Here is a 24052-nt window from a genome sequence, read left to right as displayed (position 1 = left end):
AAACATAACCTCCTTTACTTCTTCTTGTTTGCAACAGTACGACGTGGACCTTTACGTGTACGTGCGTTATTCTTAGTTTTTTGACCTCTAACAGGTAATCCACGACGATGACGAATACCACGATAAGATCCGATTTCGATCAATCTCTTAATGTTAAGAGACACTTCACGACGAAGGTCACCTTCTACTTTGTATTTATCAAGTACTTCACGGATTTTACCTAATTCATCTTCTGTTAAATCGCGTACGCGTGTTTCTTCAGATACTCCAGCTTCGCTTAAAATAGCTTTTGCACTAGAAGTACCAATTCCATAAACGTACGTTAATGAAATGACAACTCGTTTGTCACGAGGAATGTCGACACCAGCTATACGTGCCATACTTTACACCTCCTAATTATTAACCTTGTTTTTGTTTATGTTTAGGATTTTCGCAAATTACCATGACGGTACCTTTTCGGCGAATAACCTTACACTTTTCGCATATTGGCTTGACGGATGGTCTAACCTTCATGATTTCTACCTCCTTAGGTTGCGGAGTGGTAATATTTTTCGATTCTTATTTATAACGATATGTGATACGACCACGAGTTAAATCGTACGGAGATAATTCTACAGTTACTTTGTCACCAGGTAATATTCTAATGAAGTGCATACGAATTTTACCAGAGACATGTGCCAAGATCTTATGTCCGTTTTCTAATTCTACGCGGAACATCGCATTTGGAAGAGGCTCAATCACCGTTCCTTCTACTTCAATTACATCTTCTTTGGCCATGAATTTACTCTCCTTCCTTCAGTAAATTATCATCAATATATGTTGAAATTGCAAATCGCAATTTAGCATTGGTAACACGACCCGTTTCAACTATGCTATTTTTCACTTCGGGGGCAATCGTTCCGAGTAATTCGATGTGTTGAAGATTTTTCCTCTTCGCTTTATCGACTTTACGTTTGTCTCCATCCGCAATAAGTACAAAGCGATTATCCAACACCTCTATTATACACGCAAACTGATCTTTGTCCCTACCACTTAGAATTCTCACAAGCTCACCGACCTGTGGAACCGAATCAGGATCCTTCATAATAGTGACCACCTTTATTCAACGGTTTTTGTCAATATTTCATATCCTGTATCGACAATAGCAATCGTATGTTCGAAATGGGCACACATTTTGCCATCTGTTGTTACTACCGTCCAGTTATCCTTTAATACACGGACATGTCGTGATCCAGCATTGATCATTGGTTCAACAGCTAAAACCATTCCTGGCTTAAGTCTTGGACCTTTGCCTGGAGGACCAAAATGAGGTATTTGCGGTTCTTCGTGCAAATCCTGACCAACTCCATGACCTACATATTCTCTTACAACCGAGAATCCATGATCCTCAACATAAGATTGAATAGCGTGTGAGATATTAGTCAACCGTTCTCCTGGCTTCGCTTCCGCAAGTCCGCGATATAAAGATTCCTCGGTAACATCGAGAAGTTTTTGATTACTTTCTGAGATAGTTCCAACTGGATAGGTCCATGCTGAATCCCCGTGATATCCTTTATAATTAGCGCCAATATCAATACTGATAATGTCACCATCATGAAGGACACGTTCACCAGGTATTCCATGTACCAATTCATCATTTACTGAAGCACAAATGCTGCCAGTAAATCCATTATAGCCTTTAAAAGATGGAATCGCATCATGTTGTCTAATAAATTTATCTGCGATGTTATCCAATTCCTTCGTAGTAATACCAGGCTTAATAAACTTCTGAAGTTCTTTATGAGTCAAAGCGACAATATTCCCTGCAACACGCATAATATCTAGTTCTCTTGGCGTCTTACAAATAATCATTGATTACTCCCTTTTAATATTTCATCAATATCATTAAAAACTTCATCAATCTCTTTGTTTCCATCTAAGCTGCGAAGAGATCCTTTTTCACCATAGAAATCAACTAATGGCTGAGCCTGCTGTAAGTTAACTTCTAAACGTTTTCCTACAGTTTCTGCCTTATCGTCTTCTCGTTGAATAAGGTCACTTCCATCTTTATCACATTTTCCAGCTACTTTCGGAGGATTATATAACTCATGATACGTTGCTCCGCATGTTGAACATATCCAACGACCAGTGAGTCGCTTAAATAAATCCTCTTTCGGTACCTCGATATATAAAACGTGATCGATTTGTTTACCAAGATCTTTTAACATATCATCTAAAGCAGATGCTTGTGCGACTGTTCTTGGAAAGCCATCAAGTAAGAAGCCATCTTTACAATCATCTTTACTTAACCGTTCACGTACTATTCCTACAGTTACCTCATCAGGAACAAGGTTCCCTTCATCCATAAAAGCTTTTGCTTTAAGTCCAAGTTCTGTACCGTTTTTAATTGCAGCACGGAACATATCACCTGTAGATATATGAGGAATTCCGTATTTGGCGACTATTTTTTCTGCTTGGGTTCCCTTTCCAGCTCCCGGAAGACCCATTAGAATCAAATTCATTCTCTTTAATCCCCCCACCGTTCCATGTTTACGAGTGTATTAAGGGAGATATACTCCCTTTTCTATTTCTTCATAAACCCTTTATAGGAACGTTGTATTAATTGACTTTCTATTTGCTTCATCGTATCTAATGCTACACCAACAACGATCAACAATCCTGTACCACCTATTTGGACTGCAGGTGGTAATCCTGCCAATGCTGTAAAAAAGACAGGGATAACGGATACTGCTGCTAGGAATAGCGCACCGACAAAAGTCAATCGATAAAGGATTCGAGTTATATACTCTTGCGTCGTTTTACCAGGGCGAATTCCAGGGATGTAACCGCCTTGTTTCTTCAAATTATCAGCCATCTGTTCAGGGTTAACTTGAATGAACGTATAGAAATACGTAAACCCAATGATTAAGGCTGCATAGATTGCAAGCCCAAATGGCCTTGTATAATCAAAGTTTTGGGTAACCCAACCCGCAATTTCATTATCTCCCCCTATAAAACTCGCTATTGTAGGCGGAAAAATAAAGAGAGCCATTGCGAATATTACAGGTATAACACCAGCTGAATTTACTTTTAAAGGCAAGTGTGTCGATTGACCACCCTGCGGCTTCCCAGCAACTAAACGTTTGGCATATTGCACAGGTATTTTACGTAACGCTTGTTGAACAAAAATTACGCCGACAGTAATAGCTAAAACAGCAAGAAGTAATAGCATAATGATTACTATGTTGATAAACAAAGCATCACCAGCATCTTGTATATGTGTGGCATAGATCTGGTTTATCCCGTTTGGAATTCCAGCTGCAATACCTCCAAAAATGATGATGGAAATTCCATTACCTACACCTTTTGCAGTGATCTGTTCACCCAACCACATTAAGAATGCTGTGCCAGCTGTTAATGTTAAAGCAATCATTAAATAAGTCGGAAGAGTTGGATTTGGAACAAGTCCTTGGAAAATGTTATTGAACCCAATTGACATCGCCAAGGCCTGTAGAAATGCAATGACAATCGTACCGTATCGGGTCACTTGGGCTAACTTCTTGCGCCCAGCTTCACCTTGCTTTGCCCATTCCGCAAACTTAGGAACTACATCCATTCTAAGTAATTGAACGATGATAGATGCAGTTATATACGGCATGATTCCCGTTGCAAATATTGAAAACCTTTCTAGTGCTCCACCGCCAAAGGTATTTAAAAAACCAAAGGCATTCATTTCCCCAGCAAAATCCAATCGTGCAGCATCAACTCCTGGAGCAGGAATGTGTGCACCTATGCGAAATACGATTAACATCGCCAAGGTGAAAAGGATTTTATTCCTTATATCACCTACACGCATCATATTGGAAATTGTTTGAAACATTAAACCACCTCAGTAGATCCGCCAGCAGCTTCGATAGCTTCCTTTGCGGATGCTGAGAATTTATGAGCTTTTACTGTAAGTTTACGCTCAAGTTTTCCTTCACCAAGAATTTTAATCCCATCTTTTTCGTTACTAACGATTCCTGATTCGATTAATAATTCTGGTGAAACCTCCGCTCCATCTTCAAAACGATTTAATGTCTCTAAGTTTACAATTGCATATTCTTTACGAGTAGGATTTGTGAACCCTCGTTTAGGTAAACGACGGAATATAGGCATTTGCCCACCTTCAAATCCAGGACGTACACCACCGCCGGAACGAGAGTTTTGACCTTTATGTCCACGTCCAGCTGTTTTACCGTTACCAGATCCGATACCACGTCCTACACGATTTCTAGTTTTACGTGAGCCTTCTGCAGGCTTTAGTTCGTGAAGTTTCATGTTGGCACCTCCTCAACTGTTTATATCAATTACGCTTGAACTTCTTTAACACTGACGAGATGAGAAACTTTAGTAATCATTCCGCGAATTGCTGGATTATCCTCTTGTACGACAGTGTGATTCACTTTACGAAGACCTAAAGTCTTCACAGTGACGCGCTGATCTTCTGGACGACCGATCAGGCTACGTTTGAGGGTGATCTCTAATTTATTAGCCATGCCAAATCCCTCCTTAACCTAGCAGCTCTTCAACTGTTTTGCCGCGTAGTTTTGCCACATCTTCCGGACTTTTTACATCTCTTAGTCCTTCAATTGTTGCACGCACCATGTTAATTGGGTTATTTGATCCCAATGATTTAGACAGGATATCACCTACACCAGCTAATTCTAGTACTGCACGTACAGGACCACCTGCGATAACTCCAGTACCTTCAGATGCTGGCTTTAAGAATACACTTCCAGCTCCAAATCTACCAGTAATTTGGTGTGGAATTGTTGTTCCTTGAATAGGTACTGCAATTAAGTTTTTCTTAGCGTCTTCTATTGCTTTACGGATCGCTTCCGGTACTTCTAAAGCTTTACCCATACCGAATCCTACGTGTCCGTTTTTATCTCCAACGACAACCAATGCAGCAAAGCGGAAACGACGTCCACCCTTTACAACTTTTGCAACACGGTTGACAGTAACGACTCTTTCTTCAAGTTCCAATTTATTTGGATCGATACGCATGAATGTATTTCCCTCCTTCTAGCCTTGATTAAAACTTCAGACCAGCTTCACGGGCTGCATCTGCAAGCTCTTGTACACGACCATGATATAAATAACCACCACGGTCAAATACTACAGATTCATGACCTTTTTCAAGGGCACGTTTTGCTACAAGATCGCCAACTTGACGAGCTGCTTCTTTGTTCCCACCGTTTTCGAGTTTTAGTTCTTTATCTAAGCTAGATGCACTTGCGATTGTTACTCCTGCAACGTCATCAATTAACTGTGCATAAATTTGCTTATTAGAACGGAAAACGTTCAAACGTGGACGTTCAGCAGTTCCTGTGACCGTGCGACGAACGTGTGCGTGTCTTTTCTTACGTACCGCGTTCTTATTAGTCTTCGTGATCATTGAACGTCAGTCCTTTCTTCCCGTTATTTACCCTTATTTACCAGTCTTACCTTCTTTACGACGTACATATTCGCCTTCGTAACGAATCCCTTTACCTTTGTAAGGTTCAGGTTTTCTAGTTGCTCTAATGTTTGATGCTAAAGCACCAACACGCTCTTTATCGATTCCTTTAACAATGATTTTCGTGTTTGCCGGAACCTCAATTTCCAATCCATTCTCAGGTTCAAATTCTACTTGGTGAGATAATCCCACGTTAAGTACTAATTTATTTCCTGATTTAGTTGCTCTATAACCAACACCGACAAGCTCAAGTGTTTTTTCGTAACCTTTCGTTACACCCTCAACCATATTGTTGATGACACTACGAGTAGTACCATGAAGTGAACGATGTGATTTATGATCTGAAGGACGTTCAACGATTACTTGGTTATCTTCATGCTTTATAACCATATCTTGATGAAGATCACGGTTCAATTCGCCCTTAGGTCCTTTTACTGTAATGTTGTTTCCGTTAAGTTTCACTTCAACTCCTGAAGGAATCTCAACTGGCTTTAAACCAATACGAGACATACCTTACACCTCCATTCTGTAACAATCTTATTACCAAACGTAAGCTAAAACCTCTCCACCAACTTGTTGTTGGCGAGCTTCTTTATCTGTAATTACTCCGTTGGATGAAGAAATTATTGCAATTCCTAATCCACCTAATACGCGCGGAAGTTGATCCGCTTTTGCGTATACACGAAGTCCAGGTTTACTAATTCTCTTAAGACCAGTGATAACACGTTCGTTCGTTCCACTGTACTTAAGGAAAATACGAAGGATACCTTGTTTGTTATCCTCGATGTATTCATAATCGCGAATGAATCCTTCGCGCTTTAATATATCAGCGACTTCACGCTTAATTTTTGAAGCTGGAAGCTCCAAACTATTGTGTCGAACAGTATTCGCATTGCGAATTCTTGTAAGCATATCAGCAATTGGATCTGTCATGACCATCGTATTTACCTCCTTCCCTAAACGGAATTACCAGCTAGCTTTTTTGACGCCCGGAATTTGACCTTTATATGCAAGTTCTCGGAAGCAGATACGGCAAAGTTTGAACTTGCGGATTACACTATGCGGGCGACCGCAGCGTTCACAACGAGTATATTCTTGCACTTGAAACTTTTTAGGCCTTTTGTTTTTCGCAATCATCGACTTTTTAGCCAAGGTCTTCACTCCTCTCTTTTAGCACGAGTTATTTTTGGAACGGCATGCCCATTTGAGTGAGAAGTTCACGTGCTTCTTCGTCCGTATTCGCCGTTGTAACAATGACGATATCCATTCCGCGAACTTTATCAACTTTATCGTACTCAATCTCTGGGAAGATCAATTGTTCTTTAACTCCCAAAGTATAATTTCCACGACCATCAAATGCTTTCTTAGATACACCACGGAAGTCACGTACACGAGGTAAGGAAACCGTTACTAGTTTATCTAAAAATTGATACATACGCTCTCCGCGTAATGTTACTTTTGCACCGATTGGCATTCCTTCACGAAGCTTGAAACCTGCGATAGATTTCTTTGCTTTTGTGATTAAAGGCTTTTGACCAGAAATATCTGTAAGCTCTTCAACAGCTTTATCTAAAACTTTAGAGTTTTGAACTGCATCACCAACACCCATATTAATGACAATCTTTTCAACTTTAGGTACTTCCATTACAGAAGAGTAATTGAATTTCTCCGTCATTGTAGGGATAATATCACTTCTATATCTCTCTTGCAGACGATTCATTGAGTAAACCTCCTTTCACCCATTGACTACTACTTATCTAATGCTTCGCCAGATTTTTTCGCGATTCTTACTTTTTTACCATTCTCCACTTTATACCCAACACGAGTCGGTTCGCTCGTTTTCGGATCTAATGGCATTACGTTAGAAACGTGAATTGGCGCTTCTTTACTAATGATTCCACCTTGTGGATTCGTTTGTGATGGCTTCGCGTGTTTTTTAACAACGTTAACACCTTCAACAAGTACGCGTGATTGACTTGGGTAAGCTTCAAGGATTGTTCCTTCTTTACCTTTGTCTTTACCAGAGATTACTTTAACTGTATCTCCCTTTTTCACATGTAATTTAGTTTGTGACATGAGGGCACCTCCTTAACACCTAAATTTCCGTTCATTTATATGATTAAAGTACTTCAGGAGCTAAAGATACGATCTTCATAAACTGATTATCACGTAATTCACGTGCAACCGGACCGAAGATACGCGTACCACGTGGGCTCTTATCGTCACGTACAATTACAGCTGCATTTTCGTCGAACTTAATATATGACCCATCTGGACGACGCACTCCGCTTTTTGAACGTACGATTACTGCGCGTACAACTTCACCTTTCTTGACAACGCCACCAGGTGTTGCTTGCTTTACAGTACAGACGATAACGTCTCCTACATTAGCAGTTTTACGACCTGTGCCTCCAAGAACCTTGATGCATAGTACTTCACGCGCTCCTGAATTATCAGCTACTTTTAATCGGCTTTCTTGTTGAATCATAGATTCCTTTACCTCCCTTCAGGTAAGCAAACATCAACTTCTATTAAATAATAACAGCTTTTTCAACTACTTCTACAAGTCTAAATCGCTTATCTTTAGATAATGGACGTGTTTCCATTACTCGAACGATGTCACCTTGTTTTGCAGTGTTATTCTCATCATGAGCTTTAAGCTTTTTAGAGTATTTAACACGCTTTCCGTAGAGTGAATGCATTTTATACGTTTCTACAAGAACTGTGATCGTTTTATCCATTTTGTCAGAAACTACACGACCAGTATAGCTCTTGCGATTATTACGTTCTGTCACTGTGCAGACCTCCTCCCAGGATTATTCGTTTATTATTCCTAGTTCTCTTTCACGCAATACCGTTTTTGCACGAGCAATAGCTTTCTTAACTTCGCGAATGCGGGCTGGGTTATCTAACTGTCCAGTTGCAAGTTGAAAGCGAAGGTTAAATAGCTCTTCTTTTAAGGACTTTGACTTTTGTTCAATCTCGGCAGTGGTAAGGTTGCGAATCTCATTAGCTTTCATTTGCGTCACCACCCACTTCTTCGCGTTTTACAAATTTAGTTTTAATCGGTAGTTTGTGAGAAGCAAGACGTAATGCTTCACGTGCAACTTCTTCTGAAACTCCGGCTATTTCAAACATGATTTTCCCTGGTTTTACAACAGCAACCCATCCTTCAGGTGCCCCTTTACCAGAACCCATTCGAACTTCTAATGGTTTTGCAGTATAAGGCTTATCTGGGAAAATTTTAATCCATACTTTACCTCCACGTTTCATATAACGTGTCATAGCTATACGCGCTGATTCAATTTGGCGGTTTGTAATCCAAGAAGCTTCTAGCGCTTGTAATCCATACTCTCCGAAACTTACTTCCGTTCCACCTTTTGCGCGGCCTTTCATTTTACCACGGTGTTCACGACGGAATTTTACACGTTTAGGCATTAGCATGATTATTTTCCTCCTTCCTCTTGTTTCGTTCCTTTCGTTGGAAGGACTTCCCCACGATAGATCCATACTTTAACACCAAGCTTACCGTAAGTAGTATCTGCTTCTGCAGTACCATAATCGATATCCGCTCTTAAAGTATGAAGTGGAACTGTACCTTCGCTATATGATTCAGAACGAGCAATGTCCGCTCCGCCAAGACGACCAGATACTTCAGTTTTAATACCTTTAGCTCCAGAACGCATTGTACGTTGAATAACTTGCTTCATCGCACGACGGAATGAAATACGATTTTCTAATTGACGAGCAACGTTATCAGCAACTAAGCGAGCATCCATATCAGGATATTTCACTTCGTTAATGTTAATGTGAACTCTCTTACCTGTTAATTGATTAAGTGCTTTACGTAATGCTTCTACTTCAGATCCACCTTTACCAATTACCATACCAGGCTTTGCAGTATAAATAGTAACATTTACACGGTTAGCCGCACGTTCGATTTCAACGGTGGATAAAGATGCTTCTTTTAAACGCTTCTCTAAATACTCACGAATTTTGATGTCTTCGTGAAGTAAATCAGCGTAGTCTTTGTCAGCGTACCATTTAGACTCCCAGTCTTTAATGATACCGACACGTAGTCCAGTCGGATTTACTTTTTGACCCACACTTATCCCTCCTTCTTTTCTGTAAGAACTAATGTAATATGGCTAGTTCTTTTATTAATTCTACTCGCACGTCCCATCGCACGTGGACGGAATCTTTTTAACGTAACACCTTCATCTACAAATACTTTACTAACAACTAAACTGTTAGGATCTAGTTCATAGTTATGCTCTGCGTTCGCAATAGCTGAATTTAACAGCTTTTCAACTACTGGAGATGCTTTTTTCGGAGTATGGCGTAAGATGGAAATTGCTTCTCCAACACCTTTTCCTCGAATCAAATCAACCACTAGGCGAACTTTACGAGGAGCAATACGCACTTGTTTTACAACTGCTTTTGCTTCCATGGTAAGTACCTCCCCTCTTTATTAACGTCGTGTTTTCTTGTCGTCTGCTGCATGGCCTTTATAAGTTCTTGATGGTGCAAACTCACCAAGCTTATGTCCAACCATATCTTCAGAAATATAAACCGGTACGTGTTTACGACCATCATATACGGCAATTGTATGACCGATGAATTCAGGGAAAATTGTAGAACGACGAGACCAAGTTTTAATTACTCTTCTGTCTTCACCCATTGCTTCTACTTTTTTCATTAAATGATCATCGACAAAAGGTCCTTTTTTTAAGCTGCGACCCATGATTGTACCTCCCTTCGCGATTGACCTACGGCCCTTACTTTTGAGAACCGTAGCGCAATCCCGTTATTTTTTACGACGACGCACAATGTATTTATCCGTGTCTTTATTTTTCTTACGAGTTTTAAATCCAAGAGTTGGTTTACCCCAAGGTGACATTGGTGATTTACGTCCGATAGGAGCGCGTCCTTCACCACCACCATGTGGGTGATCGTTAGGGTTCATAACAGAACCACGAACTGTTGGTCTTTTACCCATCCAACGAGAACGTCCAGCTTTACCAATGTTCACTAGTTCGTGCTCAACATTACCAACTTGACCGATAGAAGCACGGCAAGTAGCTAAGATTAAACGAGTTTCACCTGAACGTAAACGAACAAGAACATAATCGCCTTCTTTACCAAGTAATTGTGCTTCAGCACCTGCAGAACGCACTAGCTGGCCACCTTTACCTGGGCGAAGCTCGATATTATGGATTACTGTACCAACAGGAATGTCTTTCAGTTGAAGTGCATTACCTACTTTAATATCAGCGTCTTTTCCAGACATGATTTCCATGCCTACTTTCAAATTCTTTGGCGCTAGGATGTAACGCTTTTCTCCATCAACATAATTGATTAGAGCGATGTTAGCAGAACGGTTTGGATCATATTCGATCGTAGCAACGCGCCCTGGAATTCCATCTTTATCACGCTTAAAGTCAACGATTCTATATTGACGTTTATGTCCTCCACCTTGGTGACGAACTGTTAATTTCCCTTGATTATTACGACCGCCTTTTCTTTTAGTTGGGGCTAAAAGAGATTTTTCTGGCTTATCAGTAGTAATTTCTTGGAAATCAAGTACCGACATACCACGACGACCGTTAGTGGTTGGTTTATACTTTTTAATTGGCATTCAAATTTCCTCCTTTCACAAAAACTAATTATACACCTTCAAAGAACTCAAGTTCTTTACTATCTGGTGTAAGCTGTACAATAGCTTTCTTACGCTTACTAGTGTAACCAGTGTGACGCCCGAAACGCTTGAACTTACCTTTATAGTTCATTGTGTTTACGTTAGCAACTTTCACACCGAAAATTTCTTCAATTGCCATTTTTATTTGTGTCTTATTCGCTGTTGGTTCTACTTCAAAAGTATACTTTTGCTCAGCCATAAGATCAGTAGATCTTTCTGTAATTACGGGGCGCTTAATAATATCGCGTGCATCAGCCATTATGCAAGCACCTCCTCTACCTTTTTCACAGCATCTTGAGTAATAATTAATTGATCATAATTTAATAGATCAAGAACATTCACACCTTCAGCTGTGATGAATTTTACTCCAGGGATGTTACGTGCAGATAATGCAACCGCATCATTATAATCAGCAGTAACGACTAAAGCCTTTCTCCCAACAGATAATCCGCTAAGAACAGCTTTCATTTCTTTCGTCTTTGGAGAATCGAAGTTTAACCCTTCTAATACTAGAATTTCATCAGCATTCACCTTAGAAGAAAGAGCAGATTTTAATGCTAAACGACGTTGTTTCTTCGGAATTTTATACGCATAGCTACGTGGTTGTGGTCCGAATACTACGCCACCACCAACCCATTGAGGTGAACGAATCGAACCTTGTCTTGCTCGACCTGTTCCTTTTTGTCTCCATGGTTTACGTCCTCCACCACGAACATCAGAACGACCTTTAGTAGCATGAGTACCTTGACGTTGAGATGCTTGCTGCATCACAACAGCGTCAAATAGAACACTTTCATTTGGCTCAATACCGAAAATAGCCTCTGAAAGTTCAATATCGCCTACTTGTGAGCCAGTTTGATTGTACAATGTAACTTTAGGCATCTTGGCTCCTCCTTTCTTTTACGATCTTATTCAGCAGTCGCTTTTACTGCAGATTGTACAGTGACGTAACTTTTTCTTGCACCAGGTACGTTACCTTTAACTAGCAGTAAATTGCGCTCTGTATCTACACGAACGATTTCTAAATTTTGAATAGTCACTTGCTCTCCACCCATTCGTCCAGGTAATAGTTTACCTTTACGTACGTGGTTAGGATCTACAGGTCCCATTGAACCAGGTCGACGATGGTAACGTGAACCGTGGGACATTGGTCCGCGAGATTGGTTATGACGCTTAATTGCACCTTGGAAACCTTTCCCTTTTGATGTACCAGTTACATCAACGATATCTCCTACAGCAAATGTATCTACTTTGACTTCTTGACCAATTTCATATTCCGCAACATTAGATAAGCGGAACTCTTTCACGAAGCGCTTAGGGTTTGTCTTCGCTTTTTCAGCATGACCTTTCGCAGGTTTTGTTTGTTGAATTTGCTTTTTATCATCAAAACCTAACTGAATTGCTTCGTATCCTTCACCTTCTGTTGTTTTCTTTTGAAGAACAACGTTTGGTGTAGCTTCAATAACTGTTACAGGAACAACTTCACCATTTTCAGCGAAAATTTGAGTCATACCTATTTTTTTACCTAAGATTCCTTTGGCCATGAGTCACACCTCCTATTAATCATTAATTTTCAATTTATTATAGCTTGATTTCAATATCGACACCTGATGGCAGGTCTAATCGCATTAACGCATCCACAGTTTGTGGAGTTGGGTTCACGATATCGATCAAACGCTTATGAGTTCTCATTTCGAACTGTTCGCGAGAATCTTTGTACTTATGAACCGCACGTAGGATCGTATAAATAGATTTTTCTGTCGGAAGTGGAATCGGTCCAGCTACGCTAGCACCTGATCTCTTAGCAGTTTCTACGATCTTTTCCGCAGATTGATCTAAAATTCTGTGATCATACGCCTTTAAACGAATACGAATCTTCTGTTTTGCCATTGTATTACCTCCTTTTTCGCCCATTTTTGGAAATAGACTTGCTCCTCGGAAATTTCCACACACTAGCCATGGCAAAGGGGCCGGGCGTGTCAGCAACCTTCCGTATCGTAGCCTGTCAGTGACCAACATTAAACATTATACAAGAAACTAAAACCTAATGCAATCATTTTATGCATATTTTTTCTCGTAACACTTTTCCTATTATACATCGGCAAAATACCAACAACAACATTAAATACAAAAGAATTAATAGTAACCTTTACCATCATACCCATATTGTAAATTATTCAATCTTCTTTTTGTTGTAAGTTCCTTCTATTATATAGTGCGACATTCACTTTCTTAATTTAGACTATTTCTGATAGGTAACGTTGATGTTTATTACGAATGATTGGTTCCTCTTTACTTTTTAGCGACAATATACAATATTACTAAATACTTTCAATATAAGAAAATCTAAAACGAGCTTGAAGCTCGTTTTTTGTCTTTTCTTATAAGCAGTCGAATTTCGCCGTAGCTCTTAAAGTTATAGTGAGTACTCTTCTCGCTAGTACGCACGGCGATAAAATACAATCCGAGCTGTCTCGACGGATTCATCATTAATGCGAAAATCAACAACGAAGTTTAACAGATCCTAAAAAAAGGGGTCCATTGAAGGACCCCTTACTCTTAGTACTATATTATTCAGCTGCTAGTCTATCTTCTTGTGTAACAGCGATTTGATATCTGTAGACACCTGTTCCATCACCAATCGCATAGTTGTGAACTCGGTTATTAACCGGTGATAACACTGCACGATATACAGTTGGGAAAGCAGGAACTTCTTCAACCATTAATTGTTGCCATTCATTATATACTTCTGCACGATAGTCTAAATCAAACGCCTCTGAAGAAACACCTTCTCTTAGTAAACGAGTGTTTTCTTCGTTAGTCCAACGAGTATAGTTCATTGGTGAAACTGGACCCCAAAGACCAGTTGGATCAACATCAATACCTACACCCCAAGCACCTTGGTAAACATCAATGTCAGGATGATCTTCTTCAACACGATCATAGAAAGTGTTGAATTCAAGCATTTCTAAATCTACATTCAAGCCAATCTCTCTCCAAGATTGAACATAATATTGCGCTAATGGTTCTGCAGTGTCTCCACCTGTCATAGAAGCAAAGTTAATTACTAACTCTTCTCCTTCAGGAGTTTCACGGAAACCATCACCCGTCACATCTTCATAACCAGCTTCATCAAGAATTTGGTTAGCTAATTCTACGTCAAACACTAAACCTTCATTTGCATCATCATGGAACTCAGGGTGAGATGGCGGAATTAAAGTTGTACCATTCCAACGAAGTCCATGATAGAAACGCTCTCCAACTGTAGTATCATCAATAGCATGTGCCATCGCTCTACGTAAGTTAACATCACCCATTTTCATGTCTGGGTCTACAACGTTTTCGCCTGCTTCTTCATCCCAATGTCCTAATTTGAAACCGATGTACGTGTACGCACGGTCGATATCGCCGAGGAATTCAACATTTGACATGTCGGCATTAGCTGGGAATTGGTCAACTGGGAAGCTACTTACCATATCTACTGCACCAGTTTGTAATTCTTGTACTACTGTATTAGGGTTGATTACTCGTAGAGTTACGCCGTCTAGGTTAGGCTCACCTCTCCAGTAATCTTCATTTTTCACGTAAGTTACAGACTCACCTGGAGTGATTGTATCAACGATAAATGGACCAAAACCAATTGGGTTTTGTCTTACTTCTGGAGATGAAGACATATCTTCTACAGGAATATCCTCAAAAATGTGCTTCGCTAAAGGATATGTCCAAATACTACCTGTTACTAAAGAAGGAGATACTTCTTTATACGTAATTGCTAGTGTTTTCTCATCAATTACTTCAATACCAGAAATTGTATCAGCTTCACCTGCGCGGAATTCTTCAATACCTTCAACGTTACGAATATCAGAACCGTAACGAGGTCCATCATAATCCGGGTGTGCAATTACTTCATGCGCAAACAACCAATCTTCTGCAGTTACAGGCTCCCCATCATGCCAGTTAACATTATCACGAATTGTGAAAGTGAACGTATGTCCATCTTCAGAAACTTCGTATGTTGCAGCACCATCTTGCGTATATACATAGTTTTCATCCCATGTTAATAATGGCTCATCAAACCAGTTTAATACTTGTGCATCTGGGTTACCAGAATAGAAATTCCAATTTAACGTACCTTCAAATGCAGTGTCAGAAACAAGTCCGAAAGTAACCGTTCCACCTTCGATTGCTTCTCCTTCATTTGTTTTAATATTACTGAAGTCGTCGATGCTATATAGCTCGTCTCCGTTATCTTCAGCCGCGTTCTCATCAGCATCAGAACCGCCTTCTTCAGTCTCATCTGGACTACCACATGCAGCTAGAGCTAACATGAGAACTAACATAAGTGCGAATAAATACTTCATAGTACTTTTCATCATAACTTCCTCCCTTTTTTTATCCTCTTCTTTGTCTTGCGTCAGTCGCACGTTTTAACGCTTGACCAACATTATTTATACTCAACATCAATACTAAAATCATGATTGATGCAGGTAACCATATCCACCAGCGAAACTCTAATGTTTGCGGGTTTGTAGCATAGCTTACTAGTGTACCTAAACTTGGCGTGCTTTCAGGAAAACCAAAACCTAAGAAAGATAATCCTGATTCGAGCCCTATGTTTGCAGCTAAATTCAATGTCATCGTAACGATGATCAATGAGCTTAAATTAGGTAACACTTGTGTAAACATTATTTTAAAATCGGATGAACCAAGTGTTTTCGAGGCAGCTACGTATTCTTGTTCTTTTTCTTGGAGCGCCTTCGAACGAATAAGACGTGCAATCCCCATCCATAAGAATGCAGTCATAATTAATGAGAAATGAACAATATTGTAATTTGGAACTGTTGTTACGAATGCGATAACAACCATTAAAGTCGGTAATATTAAGAAGAAGTCTAATATTCTCATCAGAATATTATCAATTGTTCCTCCGAAGTACCCTGCCATAAGCCCAACAAGTATACCGATAATGCCTGTCATTGCAGTTACAATAAGACCAATGAGTAATGAATTACGAGTTCCAATAATTAGTTGCCCAAATATATCTCTTCCACCATAGTCAGTACCTAACCAAAAATCAGCAGATGGTGGTTGATACAGTGAGAACAAATCTACTGTTACAATTTGATCTTGATCGAGGATCAAAGAAACTGTAAAAACAGAAGTAATTAGTAAAATTAAAAATATTAAAGAAAACAAAGCTAATTTATCTCTAACGATTTCCCGCCAGAGGATTCTAAGACCCGACGGACTCTTCTCTAGAACCTTTGGCGAGCTTGTGTTTGTATTTGTACTACTCATTTTTTCACCTCAGTTACCGAGTTTATTTAATTCGAATACGCGGGTCTACAAGACTTAATATAATATCAGACAATAAAGCACCTAATATTGAAGCAATACCGAACAGTAACACCAATGCAGTTACGACACTGAAGTCACGCATTTGAATTGACTGTAAGAAAAGTTGCCCCATTCCTGGATAGTTAAAGATATTCTCTATAAAGACAGTACCTCCAATTAATCCAGTAAGCTCAAAACCAAAGAAAGCAGCGATTGGTAATAGGGAGTTTCGTAAAATGTGTCGATTATACACACGCTGTTCAGAAGCACCCTTCGCTCTTGCAGTAATAATAAATTCTTTTTGCTTTGTATCGATAATCTCACTTCGTAAATATTGAACTGTCGAAACAGTCGTAATGAGTGCCATCGAAAGTGATGGTAGTAATAAATGATTTATTTTACTTAGTACATATTCAAATGTTCCAGGCTGTAAACCAGGTGTCACACTACCGCTTGTTGGGAACCAACCTAACTGGAATCCGAAGATAAATACCATTAATAGCGCAAAAATGAAAAGTGGTGCTGCGAAACCAACGTATGTGTATCCAGTAATTAGGCGGTCGCCCCAAGTGTCGTTATAACGACCACTTGTAATTCCTAAAGGAATGGCAATTAAATAAGTGAAAATTAACGTCATTAATGATAGCCAAAACGTATTAACCATTCTTTGACCAATCAGCTCAGAAACGTCCATTTTATAACGGAATGATTGACCGAAATTACCTTGCATCGCATTTGTTATCCAATCCCAATACTGTACGTACCATGGATTGTTTAGCCCAAGTCGTTCTCGCATTGCTTCTCTCGCTTCTGCATCAATACTCGGATCTATTAACCCTGTCAAAGCATCCCCTGGCATCGCTTTTGCCATTAAGAATACTAATATACTTAGTACAAATATTTGAGGAATCATTATCATAATTCTTCGTACAACTAGTTTCCACATATCATTCAACCTCTCTCAGGCAAAGCCACATAGTGTGTCTTGGAAATTGGTTTTAATGAGTAGGGTAACCCTTCTTCATCAAAATAATCTTTTTGTAGATTGTCAAAATCCTCTTTTACCTTTTGACGATTTTCTAATTGTATTTCTCTCTGTCTCGGATCAATATCAGGAATAGCAGCGAGCAAACGCTTCGTATAAATATGTTGGCCATTTTCAAAGATGTCATCTGCTGTTCCTTGTTCAACATAACGCCCTTTATACATAATGGCGATATGATCACACATATGGCGAATAATTCCTAAATCATGACTTACAAATAAATAAGTGAGGTTTAACTCTTTTTGAATATCCTGCATAAAATTTAAAACTTGCGCTTGTACAGATACATCTAATGCCGATACTGGTTCATCAGCAATAATAAGCTTCGGTTTTAAAGCAATAGCTCTTGCGATACCAATTCGTTGACGTTGTCCACCGGAAAACTCATGTGGGTATTTATAAATCGCCTCAGGACTCAATCCAACCATATCCATCAACTCTTGAACGCGACGCCGCTCTTCTGTCGCAGATAATTTTTCAAAGTTACGAAGTGGTTCTGCAACGATATCTACTACACGTTTTTTAGGATTTAATGATGAGTAAGGATCTTGGAATATCATTTGAATATCGCGGCGTACGTTTAAATGAGATTTTCGTGTGCTTTTAGATAGGTCGTGTCCATTGAAAATTACTTCACCAGAAGTAATTTGATTTAACCCAATTATTGCTCTACCTGTAGTTGACTTTCCTGATCCAGATTCCCCAACAAGCCCGTATGTTTGTCCCTCTTCTATATTTAAGGACACGCCATCAACAGCTTTTATCTGATCTACCACTCTTCGAAATAGTCCACCTCGAATCGGAAAATGAACTTTTAAATCTTTAACCTCAAGAAGTGCCATTACTACTTTCCTCCTTGCTATTATCAGGGAAGTCAAAATGCTTGTAGCATGTACAACGAACAAAGTGCCCTGGTTTAATTTCATGTAGTTGAGGGTTTTCCTCATGTGCCGAATCATCTATCCAAGGAATTCTCGACTTAAATCGACATCCTTGTCGCGGCAAGTATTGAAGTGCTGGAACAACACCTTCAATGACGTGTAGTTTCTCTTTATCGTCTGATGGAACTGAGTTTAATAATGACCTTGTATACGGATGCTGTGGGTTCTCAAGTAAAGAATAAACATCTGCAATCTCTACAATTTGTCCAGCATACATAACCGCAACACGATCGGCCATCTCAGCTACTACACCTAAATCATGTGTAATCAGTACGATTCCAGCCCTCATATCATTTTTTAGTTCTTTCAATAAATCTAATATTTGAGATTGGATAGTTACATCCAGTGCTGTTGTTGGTTCATCTGCTATTAATAACTCTGGTTGATTAGCTATTGCCATCGCAATAACTACTCGTTGTCTCATCCCCCCCGATAGCTCGTGTGGGTACTGAGAATATGTTTTATCTGGGCGAGGGATTCCGACTTTATCAAGTAGATCCAACACTCTCACTTTTCGATCCTTCTTTGATAATTTAGAATTATGGAGAAGTATCGCCTCGTCAATTTGGTCGCCGATAACCATTAACGGGTTTAAAGCAGATAATGAATCTTGAAATATCATCGCCATTTCTTTCCCGCGTAGCTTGTTTAACTTCGAGGAAGATATGTTTGCTATATTGTTACCTTTGTAATCTATTGTGCCTTCGATTTTCGCTCTGTTGTGTAAACCCATAATCGAAAAGGCTAATGCACTTTTACCGGATCCGGATTCCCCAACAATAGCAAGCACTTCATTTTTATTAATATTTAATGAAACATCATCTACAGCTGCGTAGTAATCATCTAAGATCCTAAATGATGTTTTTAAGTTTTTTAGTTCAACTAAATGTTCACTCACATTAATCACCCTTATAACCCTTGATTTAAGAATAGAAATAACTAATCCCATCGTTTACTCCGTTTTACAAATGGCAATGATATTACAAGATACGACATTACTATATACAGATTTACAATAATCTATTCTTTTCAACCCGAACGATGTAACATTTAAATCTGAAAGTATTTTGGAACTATAGATTCAATTTTGATTTATCTGAATATTATCGAACCGTACTATTTATACCTATTACATATAATAGATATTATTCAAATATAGACTTAACCAACAACTACAACTAGTTTTTAATTATAAGTGAACCTTATGTTAAAATCAATAATAAATATTTCCAATATAATATTATAAATTTTTCTGAATATTATTTTAAATGAGAATTGTCGAATAAATGTTTAAATTCACAGAATTTTATCTATATTTCACCATAATAGTTACCTTTTTCTCAGATTTGTATAATGAAAATATTTTTTTAATATTATTATAATACTCTTTTTATTCGTTGTTTAATATATAAATGTCAGATAATATGACACGAAAATTATTTCGAAACAAAAATATTTCTAGTTTCGAAAATTATTATAATATAAGTAAAATAAAGAAAAAGACATTCACTATCATTTTTAAAAAAGATAGCCATGTTCGAGAATAAATTAACCGATCGTATTAATAAAAAACAATAATATCACTTCGTTTATCTTATTAGTTTTTGACCGTTACTCATAATAAAAAGAAAAAGACTATTAACTAATAGTGGCTTTTGTTAGTTAATAGTCTTTTATATATAAGCTAGGTTATTTCACGGTAAGACAATATGTTTAAACTTATATTTATAAACCCTAAGCGTGGTCTCTTTACCAACAAAGCCCCTAAAATGGCTCTAAATTGACCGCCAACCGTTTATCTTACTCTATTTTTTTATGGATCTACATATTCACGTTTCGTCATGTTGTCTCGCAAACGGTCTTCTGCTTCCTGCTCTCGTATGTGATAAACTATTGTCACTCATGAGATAGTCTTCTTTCGTTGTTAGAAGTTGGTTTGGCGGCCAACTTCTATGGAGATTTTTCTGTTACGCCCTTAAAGGTTAATTTTCACACAGGCATAGCCTGTGGTTTAAAGAGACCTAATAAAAAAAGATACTTTGGGAATTATCCCAAAGTATCTTACATTACTTATTAAAATTACTCTTGAATTGAAGCTACAACGCCAGCACCAACAGTACGTCCACCCTCACGGATAGAGAACTTAGTACCTTCTTCAATAGCGATTGGAGCAATTAATTCTACAGTCATTTCAACGTTGTCTCCAGGCATAACCATTTCCACACCTTCTGGAAGTTGGCAAATACCAGTTACGTCCGTTGTACGGAAATAGAACTGTGGACGGTAGTTAGTGAAGAATGGAGTGTGACGTCCACCTTCTTCTTTTGAAAGAACATAAACTTCCGCTTTGAACTTTGTATGTGGAGTGATAGTCCCTGGCTTAGCAAGTACTTGTCCACGGTTGATCTCATCACGTGCAGTACCACGTAATAATGCACCAATGTTATCCCCAGCTTCAGCATAGTCAAGAAGCTTACGGAACATTTCAACACCAGTAACAGTAGTCTTTCCTGGCTCTTCAGTAAGACCAATGATAGATACTTCGTCACCTACGTTTAATTGTCCACGCTCAACACGTCCAGTTGCAACAGTACCACGTCCAGTGATTGAGAATACGTCCTCAACTGGCATCATGAATGGCTTGTCTTTGTCACGCTCTGGAGTTGGGATGTAATCATCTACAGCAGCCATTAATTCATGGATTTTTTCTTCATACTGAGCATCACCTTCAAGTGCTTTAAGAGCAGAACCAGCGATTACAGGAATGTCATCACCAGGGAAGTCGTACTCAGAAAGAAGGTCACGTACTTCCATTTCTACTAATTCAAGTAACTCTTCGTCGTCAACCATATCAACTTTGTTTAAGAATACAACGATGTATGGAACACCTACTTGACGAGAAAGTAAGATATGCTCACGAGTTTGTGGCATTGGGCCATCAGCAGCAGATACTACTAAGATAGCTCCGTCCATTTGTGCAGCACCAGTGATCATGTTTTTAACATAGTCAGCGTGCCCAGGGCAGTCAACGTGCGCATAGTGGCGAGTATCTGTTTCGTACTCAACGTGTGCAGTTGAAATTGTAATTCCACGCTCACGCTCTTCTGGAGCACCATCAATTTGGTCATATGCCATTGCAGTACCTTTACCAGATTTTTTGTGTAATACGTGTGTAATTGCAGCAGTTAATGTAGTTTTACCATGGTCAACGTGTCCAATTGTACCAATATTGGCATGTGTTTTGGAACGGTCAAATTTTTCCTTACCCATGTTTAATTCCTCCTTAATTTGAGAAAAAGATTTTTTATTTTTATTAAGAAAGGCAAATGAACAGCTTCGTCCTTTTCACCTTTCTTAGCTTACAATAAATTGAGCTGATAGACAATATTTTACGTATTATTGACCAGCGTTTTTCTTAATAATTTCTTCTCCAACACTCTTAGGAACTTCTTCGTAATGGTCGAAGTGCATTGTATATTGTCCACGACCTTGAGTGTTTGAGCGAAGTGATGTTGCATAACCAAACATTTCAGCTAATGGCACCATCGCTTTAACAATTTGTGCGTTACCACGAGCATCCATTCCTTCTACACGTCCACGGCGAGAAGTAATGTCACCCATAATATCACCCATATATTCTTCTGGAATAACAACTTCAACCTTCATAACAGGCTCAAGTATTACAGGATTACACTTGTTTTTAGCATCTTTAAGTGCCATAGATGCAGCAACTTTAAATGCCATTTCGTTTGAGTCAACGTCATGGTAAGACCCGTCGAATAGTTTTGCTTTAATATCGATTAATGGGAATCCAGCAAGAAGACCGTTATCGACTGCGTCCTCTAAACCAGCTTTTACAGATGGGATGTATTCACGTGGAACAACCCCTCCGACAATCGCATCTTCGAATTCAAAGCCTGCTCCCTCTTCATTAGGAGAGAACTCTACCCAAACGTGACCATATTGTCCACGACCACCAGATTGACGTACAAATTTACCTTCACATTTCGCAGCTTGACGAATTGTTTCACGGTAAGATACTTGTGGAGCACCTACATTCGCTTCTACTTTAAATTCACGTTTCATACGGTCAACGATGATATCAAGGTGAAGTTCACCCATACCAGCGATGATCGTTTGACCAGTTTCTTCATCAGTATGTGTACGGAAAGTAGGATCTTCCTCTGCAAGTTTCGCTAAAGCCATACCCATTTTATCTTGGTCAGCCTTTGATTTAGGCTCAACAGATAAAGAGATAACTGGCTCTGGGAATTCCATAGACTCTAAAATAACAAGATTCTTTTCGTCACAGAGTGTATCCCCTGTTGACGTTTCTTTTAAACCAACACCCGCTGCGATGTCCCCTGCATAAACAGTAGCAATCTCTTCACGGTGGTTTGCGTGCATTTGGAGAATACGCCCCATACGTTCACGCTTCCCTTTTGTTGAGTTTCTTACATAAGAACCTGCATCAACAGTACCAGAGTACACACGGAAGAATGTTAACTTACCAACGAATGGATCCGTCATAACTTTAAATGCTAAAGCTGAGAATGGCTGATCATCACTTGATTTACGTGTAACTTCTTCTTCTGAATCCGGTAAAATACCTTTAATATCAGGTACATCAGTTGGTGCTGGTAAATAGTCAATTACTGCGTCTAGCATTAATTGAACACCTTTGTTCTTAAATGCAGATCCACAAATTACTGGATAGAATTCAACATTAATTGTACCTTTACGGATAGCAGCTTTTAGTTCATCAACTGTAACTTCTTCACCTTCAAGGTACTTCATCATTAATTCTTCGTCTAACTCAGAAACTGCTTCTACAAGCTTATCATGATATTCTTCTGCTTGCGCTTTATATTCTTCAGGAATTTCCTTCGCCTCAGTACGAGTACCTAAGTCATCTTCATAGAAGTATGCTTTCATCTCTACTAAGTCAATAATTCCTTCGAAATCATCTTCAGCACCAATAGGTAATTGAATCGCATGGGCATTAGCTCCAAGGCGATCATGTAAAGTACCTAAAGAATAAATGAAGTCAGCACCAATTTTATCCATTTTGTTAACAAACACAACTCTTGGTACACCATAAGTTGTAGCTTGACGCCAAACTGTTTCCGTTTGCGGTTCAACACCAGATTGTGCATCTAAAACCGCAACTGCTCCATCAAGTACACGTAATGAACGCTCTACCTCAACAGTAAAGTCTACGTGCCCAGGAGTATCAATAATGTTTACGCGATGTTCTTTCCACTGTGCAGTAGTTGCAGCAGACGTAATTGTGATTCCACGCTCTTGCTCTTGCTCCATCCAGTCCATCTGAGAAGCACCTTCGTGTGTTTCACCAATTTTGTGAATACGTCCTGTATAGAAAAGAACTCGTTCTGTAGTTGTCGTTTTACCAGCATCAATATGTGCCATGATACCAATATTACGTGTTTTTTCTAAGGAGAACTCTCTAGCCATCGGTTACTTTCTCCTTCCTAAAGAGAATAATTTTTTTTATGTGTAAGGGATAATACAGTCAATGAAACGTCTCATAG

35 protein-coding genes and 1 pseudogene are annotated in these 24052 nt (G+C 39.0%); all 36 read right to left on the bottom strand.

The features are described 5' to 3' along the window. Nucleotides 1-14: 14 nt before the first annotated feature. The 36 genes and pseudogenes from rpsM to fusA all read right to left on the bottom strand — a co-directional run bounded on the left by rpsM (nucleotide 15) and on the right by fusA (nucleotide 23975). Entirely contained in the window at nucleotides 15-380 is a 366-nt protein-coding gene (rpsM, locus tag BCELL_RS00845) for a 30S ribosomal protein S13 (RefSeq protein WP_013486779.1), read from the bottom strand. 19 nt (nucleotides 381-399) lie between these two features. Next, entirely contained in the window at nucleotides 400-513 is a 114-nt protein-coding gene (gene rpmJ / locus BCELL_RS00840) for a 50S ribosomal protein L36 (protein ID WP_003322638.1), read from the bottom strand. A gap of 45 nt (nucleotides 514-558) precedes the next feature. Then, a complete protein-coding gene (infA, locus tag BCELL_RS00835; RefSeq protein ID WP_010896341.1) occupies nucleotides 559-777 on the bottom strand; it encodes a translation initiation factor IF-1 in 219 nt (72 codons plus the stop codon). 4 nt (nucleotides 778-781) lie between these two features. Beyond that, a complete protein-coding gene (locus BCELL_RS00830; protein WP_013486778.1) occupies nucleotides 782-1084 on the bottom strand; it encodes a KOW domain-containing RNA-binding protein in 303 nt (100 codons plus the stop codon). A gap of 14 nt (nucleotides 1085-1098) precedes the next feature. Further along, complete coding sequence (gene map, locus BCELL_RS00825; RefSeq protein ID WP_013486777.1) at nucleotides 1099-1851, bottom strand: type I methionyl aminopeptidase; 753 nt, start codon at nucleotides 1849-1851, stop codon at nucleotides 1099-1101. Then, entirely contained in the window at nucleotides 1848-2501 is a 654-nt protein-coding gene (locus tag BCELL_RS00820; RefSeq protein ID WP_013486776.1) for an adenylate kinase, read from the bottom strand. Before BCELL_RS00820 ends, map begins: the two co-directional genes overlap by 4 nt. 62 nt (nucleotides 2502-2563) lie before the next feature. Next, a complete protein-coding gene (gene secY, locus BCELL_RS00815) occupies nucleotides 2564-3859 on the bottom strand; it encodes a preprotein translocase subunit SecY (RefSeq protein ID WP_013486775.1) in 1296 nt (431 codons plus the stop codon). After that, nucleotides 3859-4299, bottom strand: a complete 441-nt coding sequence (gene rplO, locus BCELL_RS00810; RefSeq protein ID WP_013486774.1) for a 50S ribosomal protein L15 — start codon at nucleotides 4297-4299, stop codon at nucleotides 3859-3861. The genes secY and rplO overlap by 1 nt, the downstream gene beginning before the upstream one ends. A 29-nt stretch (nucleotides 4300-4328) precedes the next feature. Continuing rightward, on the bottom strand, nucleotides 4329-4517 hold the full coding sequence (gene rpmD, locus BCELL_RS00805; protein WP_013486773.1) for a 50S ribosomal protein L30: 189 nt from the start codon (nucleotides 4515-4517) through the stop codon (nucleotides 4329-4331). Nucleotides 4518-4530: 13 nt separating this feature from the next. Continuing rightward, complete coding sequence (gene rpsE, locus BCELL_RS00800; RefSeq protein WP_013486772.1) at nucleotides 4531-5028, bottom strand: 30S ribosomal protein S5; 498 nt, start codon at nucleotides 5026-5028, stop codon at nucleotides 4531-4533. A 28-nt stretch (nucleotides 5029-5056) separates the two neighbouring features. After that, nucleotides 5057-5419: a 50S ribosomal protein L18 gene (gene rplR / locus BCELL_RS00795; RefSeq protein WP_013486771.1), complete on the bottom strand. Its 363-nt coding sequence runs from the start codon at nucleotides 5417-5419 to the stop codon at nucleotides 5057-5059. Nucleotides 5420-5452: 33 nt separating this feature from the next. Then, nucleotides 5453-5989, bottom strand: coding sequence for a 50S ribosomal protein L6 (rplF, locus tag BCELL_RS00790; protein ID WP_013486770.1), 537 nt, complete (start codon nucleotides 5987-5989; stop codon nucleotides 5453-5455). Between the two features lie 30 nt (nucleotides 5990-6019). Then, complete coding sequence (gene rpsH, locus BCELL_RS00785) at nucleotides 6020-6418, bottom strand: 30S ribosomal protein S8 (protein ID WP_013486769.1); 399 nt, start codon at nucleotides 6416-6418, stop codon at nucleotides 6020-6022. Nucleotides 6419-6445: 27 nt separating this feature from the next. After that, nucleotides 6446-6631 (bottom strand): type Z 30S ribosomal protein S14, encoded by a 186-nt coding sequence (locus BCELL_RS00780; protein WP_013486768.1) that lies wholly within the window; start codon nucleotides 6629-6631, stop codon nucleotides 6446-6448. A gap of 28 nt (nucleotides 6632-6659) precedes the next feature. Further along, on the bottom strand, nucleotides 6660-7199 hold the full coding sequence (gene rplE, locus BCELL_RS00775; RefSeq protein WP_013486767.1) for a 50S ribosomal protein L5: 540 nt from the start codon (nucleotides 7197-7199) through the stop codon (nucleotides 6660-6662). 29 nt (nucleotides 7200-7228) lie between these two features. Further along, nucleotides 7229-7555 (bottom strand): 50S ribosomal protein L24, encoded by a 327-nt coding sequence (rplX, locus tag BCELL_RS00770; RefSeq protein ID WP_013486766.1) that lies wholly within the window; start codon nucleotides 7553-7555, stop codon nucleotides 7229-7231. Nucleotides 7556-7598: 43 nt separating this feature from the next. Beyond that, a complete protein-coding gene (gene rplN, locus BCELL_RS00765; protein WP_013486765.1) occupies nucleotides 7599-7967 on the bottom strand; it encodes a 50S ribosomal protein L14 in 369 nt (122 codons plus the stop codon). Nucleotides 7968-8010: 43 nt separating this feature from the next. Next, on the bottom strand, nucleotides 8011-8274 hold the full coding sequence (rpsQ, locus tag BCELL_RS00760) for a 30S ribosomal protein S17 (RefSeq protein ID WP_013486764.1): 264 nt from the start codon (nucleotides 8272-8274) through the stop codon (nucleotides 8011-8013). A 21-nt stretch (nucleotides 8275-8295) separates the two neighbouring features. Continuing rightward, nucleotides 8296-8499, bottom strand: coding sequence for a 50S ribosomal protein L29 (gene rpmC, locus BCELL_RS00755; RefSeq protein ID WP_013486763.1), 204 nt, complete (start codon nucleotides 8497-8499; stop codon nucleotides 8296-8298). After that, nucleotides 8489-8923, bottom strand: coding sequence for a 50S ribosomal protein L16 (rplP, locus tag BCELL_RS00750; protein WP_013486762.1), 435 nt, complete (start codon nucleotides 8921-8923; stop codon nucleotides 8489-8491). The genes rpmC and rplP overlap by 11 nt, the downstream gene beginning before the upstream one ends. A gap of 2 nt (nucleotides 8924-8925) precedes the next feature. Then, on the bottom strand, nucleotides 8926-9585 hold the full coding sequence (gene rpsC, locus BCELL_RS00745; RefSeq protein ID WP_013486761.1) for a 30S ribosomal protein S3: 660 nt from the start codon (nucleotides 9583-9585) through the stop codon (nucleotides 8926-8928). Nucleotides 9586-9587: 2 nt separating this feature from the next. Then, entirely contained in the window at nucleotides 9588-9929 is a 342-nt protein-coding gene (rplV, locus tag BCELL_RS00740; protein WP_013486760.1) for a 50S ribosomal protein L22, read from the bottom strand. A 21-nt stretch (nucleotides 9930-9950) separates the two neighbouring features. Then, nucleotides 9951-10223 (bottom strand): 30S ribosomal protein S19, encoded by a 273-nt coding sequence (rpsS, locus tag BCELL_RS00735; RefSeq protein WP_013486759.1) that lies wholly within the window; start codon nucleotides 10221-10223, stop codon nucleotides 9951-9953. 63 nt (nucleotides 10224-10286) lie between these two features. Continuing rightward, a complete protein-coding gene (rplB, locus tag BCELL_RS00730) occupies nucleotides 10287-11117 on the bottom strand; it encodes a 50S ribosomal protein L2 (protein WP_013486758.1) in 831 nt (276 codons plus the stop codon). Nucleotides 11118-11145: 28 nt separating this feature from the next. Continuing rightward, a complete protein-coding gene (gene rplW / locus BCELL_RS00725; RefSeq protein ID WP_013486757.1) occupies nucleotides 11146-11436 on the bottom strand; it encodes a 50S ribosomal protein L23 in 291 nt (96 codons plus the stop codon). Beyond that, a complete protein-coding gene (gene rplD / locus BCELL_RS00720) occupies nucleotides 11436-12059 on the bottom strand; it encodes a 50S ribosomal protein L4 (protein ID WP_013486756.1) in 624 nt (207 codons plus the stop codon). Before rplD ends, rplW begins: the two co-directional genes overlap by 1 nt. A 26-nt stretch (nucleotides 12060-12085) precedes the next feature. Then, nucleotides 12086-12721, bottom strand: a complete 636-nt coding sequence (gene rplC / locus BCELL_RS00715; protein WP_013486755.1) for a 50S ribosomal protein L3 — start codon at nucleotides 12719-12721, stop codon at nucleotides 12086-12088. Nucleotides 12722-12758: 37 nt separating this feature from the next. Next, complete coding sequence (gene rpsJ, locus BCELL_RS00710) at nucleotides 12759-13067, bottom strand: 30S ribosomal protein S10 (RefSeq protein WP_013486754.1); 309 nt, start codon at nucleotides 13065-13067, stop codon at nucleotides 12759-12761. A 680-nt stretch (nucleotides 13068-13747) separates the two neighbouring features. Next, nucleotides 13748-15550 (bottom strand): oligopeptide ABC transporter substrate-binding protein, encoded by a 1803-nt coding sequence (gene opp4A / locus BCELL_RS00705; protein ID WP_013486753.1) that lies wholly within the window; start codon nucleotides 15548-15550, stop codon nucleotides 13748-13750. Nucleotides 15551-15569: 19 nt separating this feature from the next. Then, entirely contained in the window at nucleotides 15570-16475 is a 906-nt protein-coding gene (locus tag BCELL_RS00700; protein WP_013486752.1) for an ABC transporter permease, read from the bottom strand. 22 nt (nucleotides 16476-16497) lie between these two features. Continuing rightward, a complete protein-coding gene (gene opp4B, locus BCELL_RS00695; RefSeq protein WP_013486751.1) occupies nucleotides 16498-17460 on the bottom strand; it encodes an oligopeptide ABC transporter permease in 963 nt (320 codons plus the stop codon). A gap of 5 nt (nucleotides 17461-17465) precedes the next feature. Further along, the gene (locus tag BCELL_RS00690; protein WP_013486750.1) at nucleotides 17466-18401 is read right to left on the bottom strand and encodes an ABC transporter ATP-binding protein; all 936 of its coding nucleotides are present in this window, start codon (nucleotides 18399-18401) and stop codon (nucleotides 17466-17468) included. Further along, complete coding sequence (locus BCELL_RS00685) at nucleotides 18388-19449, bottom strand: ABC transporter ATP-binding protein (RefSeq protein WP_013486749.1); 1062 nt, start codon at nucleotides 19447-19449, stop codon at nucleotides 18388-18390. Before BCELL_RS00685 ends, BCELL_RS00690 begins: the two co-directional genes overlap by 14 nt. An 864-nt stretch (nucleotides 19450-20313) precedes the next feature. After that, nucleotides 20314-20397: pseudogene (locus tag BCELL_RS23300) on the bottom strand (IS200/IS605 family transposase); the annotation flags it as partial. A 182-nt stretch (nucleotides 20398-20579) separates the two neighbouring features. Next, nucleotides 20580-21770 carry an elongation factor Tu gene (gene tuf, locus BCELL_RS00680; RefSeq protein WP_013486748.1) on the bottom strand — a complete coding sequence of 397 codons (1191 nt, stop codon included), beginning with the start codon at nucleotides 21768-21770 and terminating at the stop codon, nucleotides 20580-20582. 126 nt (nucleotides 21771-21896) lie between these two features. After that, the gene (gene fusA / locus BCELL_RS00675; protein WP_013486747.1) at nucleotides 21897-23975 is read right to left on the bottom strand and encodes an elongation factor G; all 2079 of its coding nucleotides are present in this window, start codon (nucleotides 23973-23975) and stop codon (nucleotides 21897-21899) included. Nucleotides 23976-24052: the final 77 nt, after the last annotated feature.

The sequence above is a fragment of the Evansella cellulosilytica DSM 2522 genome, from assembly GCF_000177235.2.
Taxonomy (GTDB): Bacteria; Bacillota; Bacilli; order Bacillales; family Salisediminibacteriaceae; genus Evansella; species Evansella cellulosilytica.
This window is presented reverse-complemented; position numbering and strand designations above follow the sequence as displayed.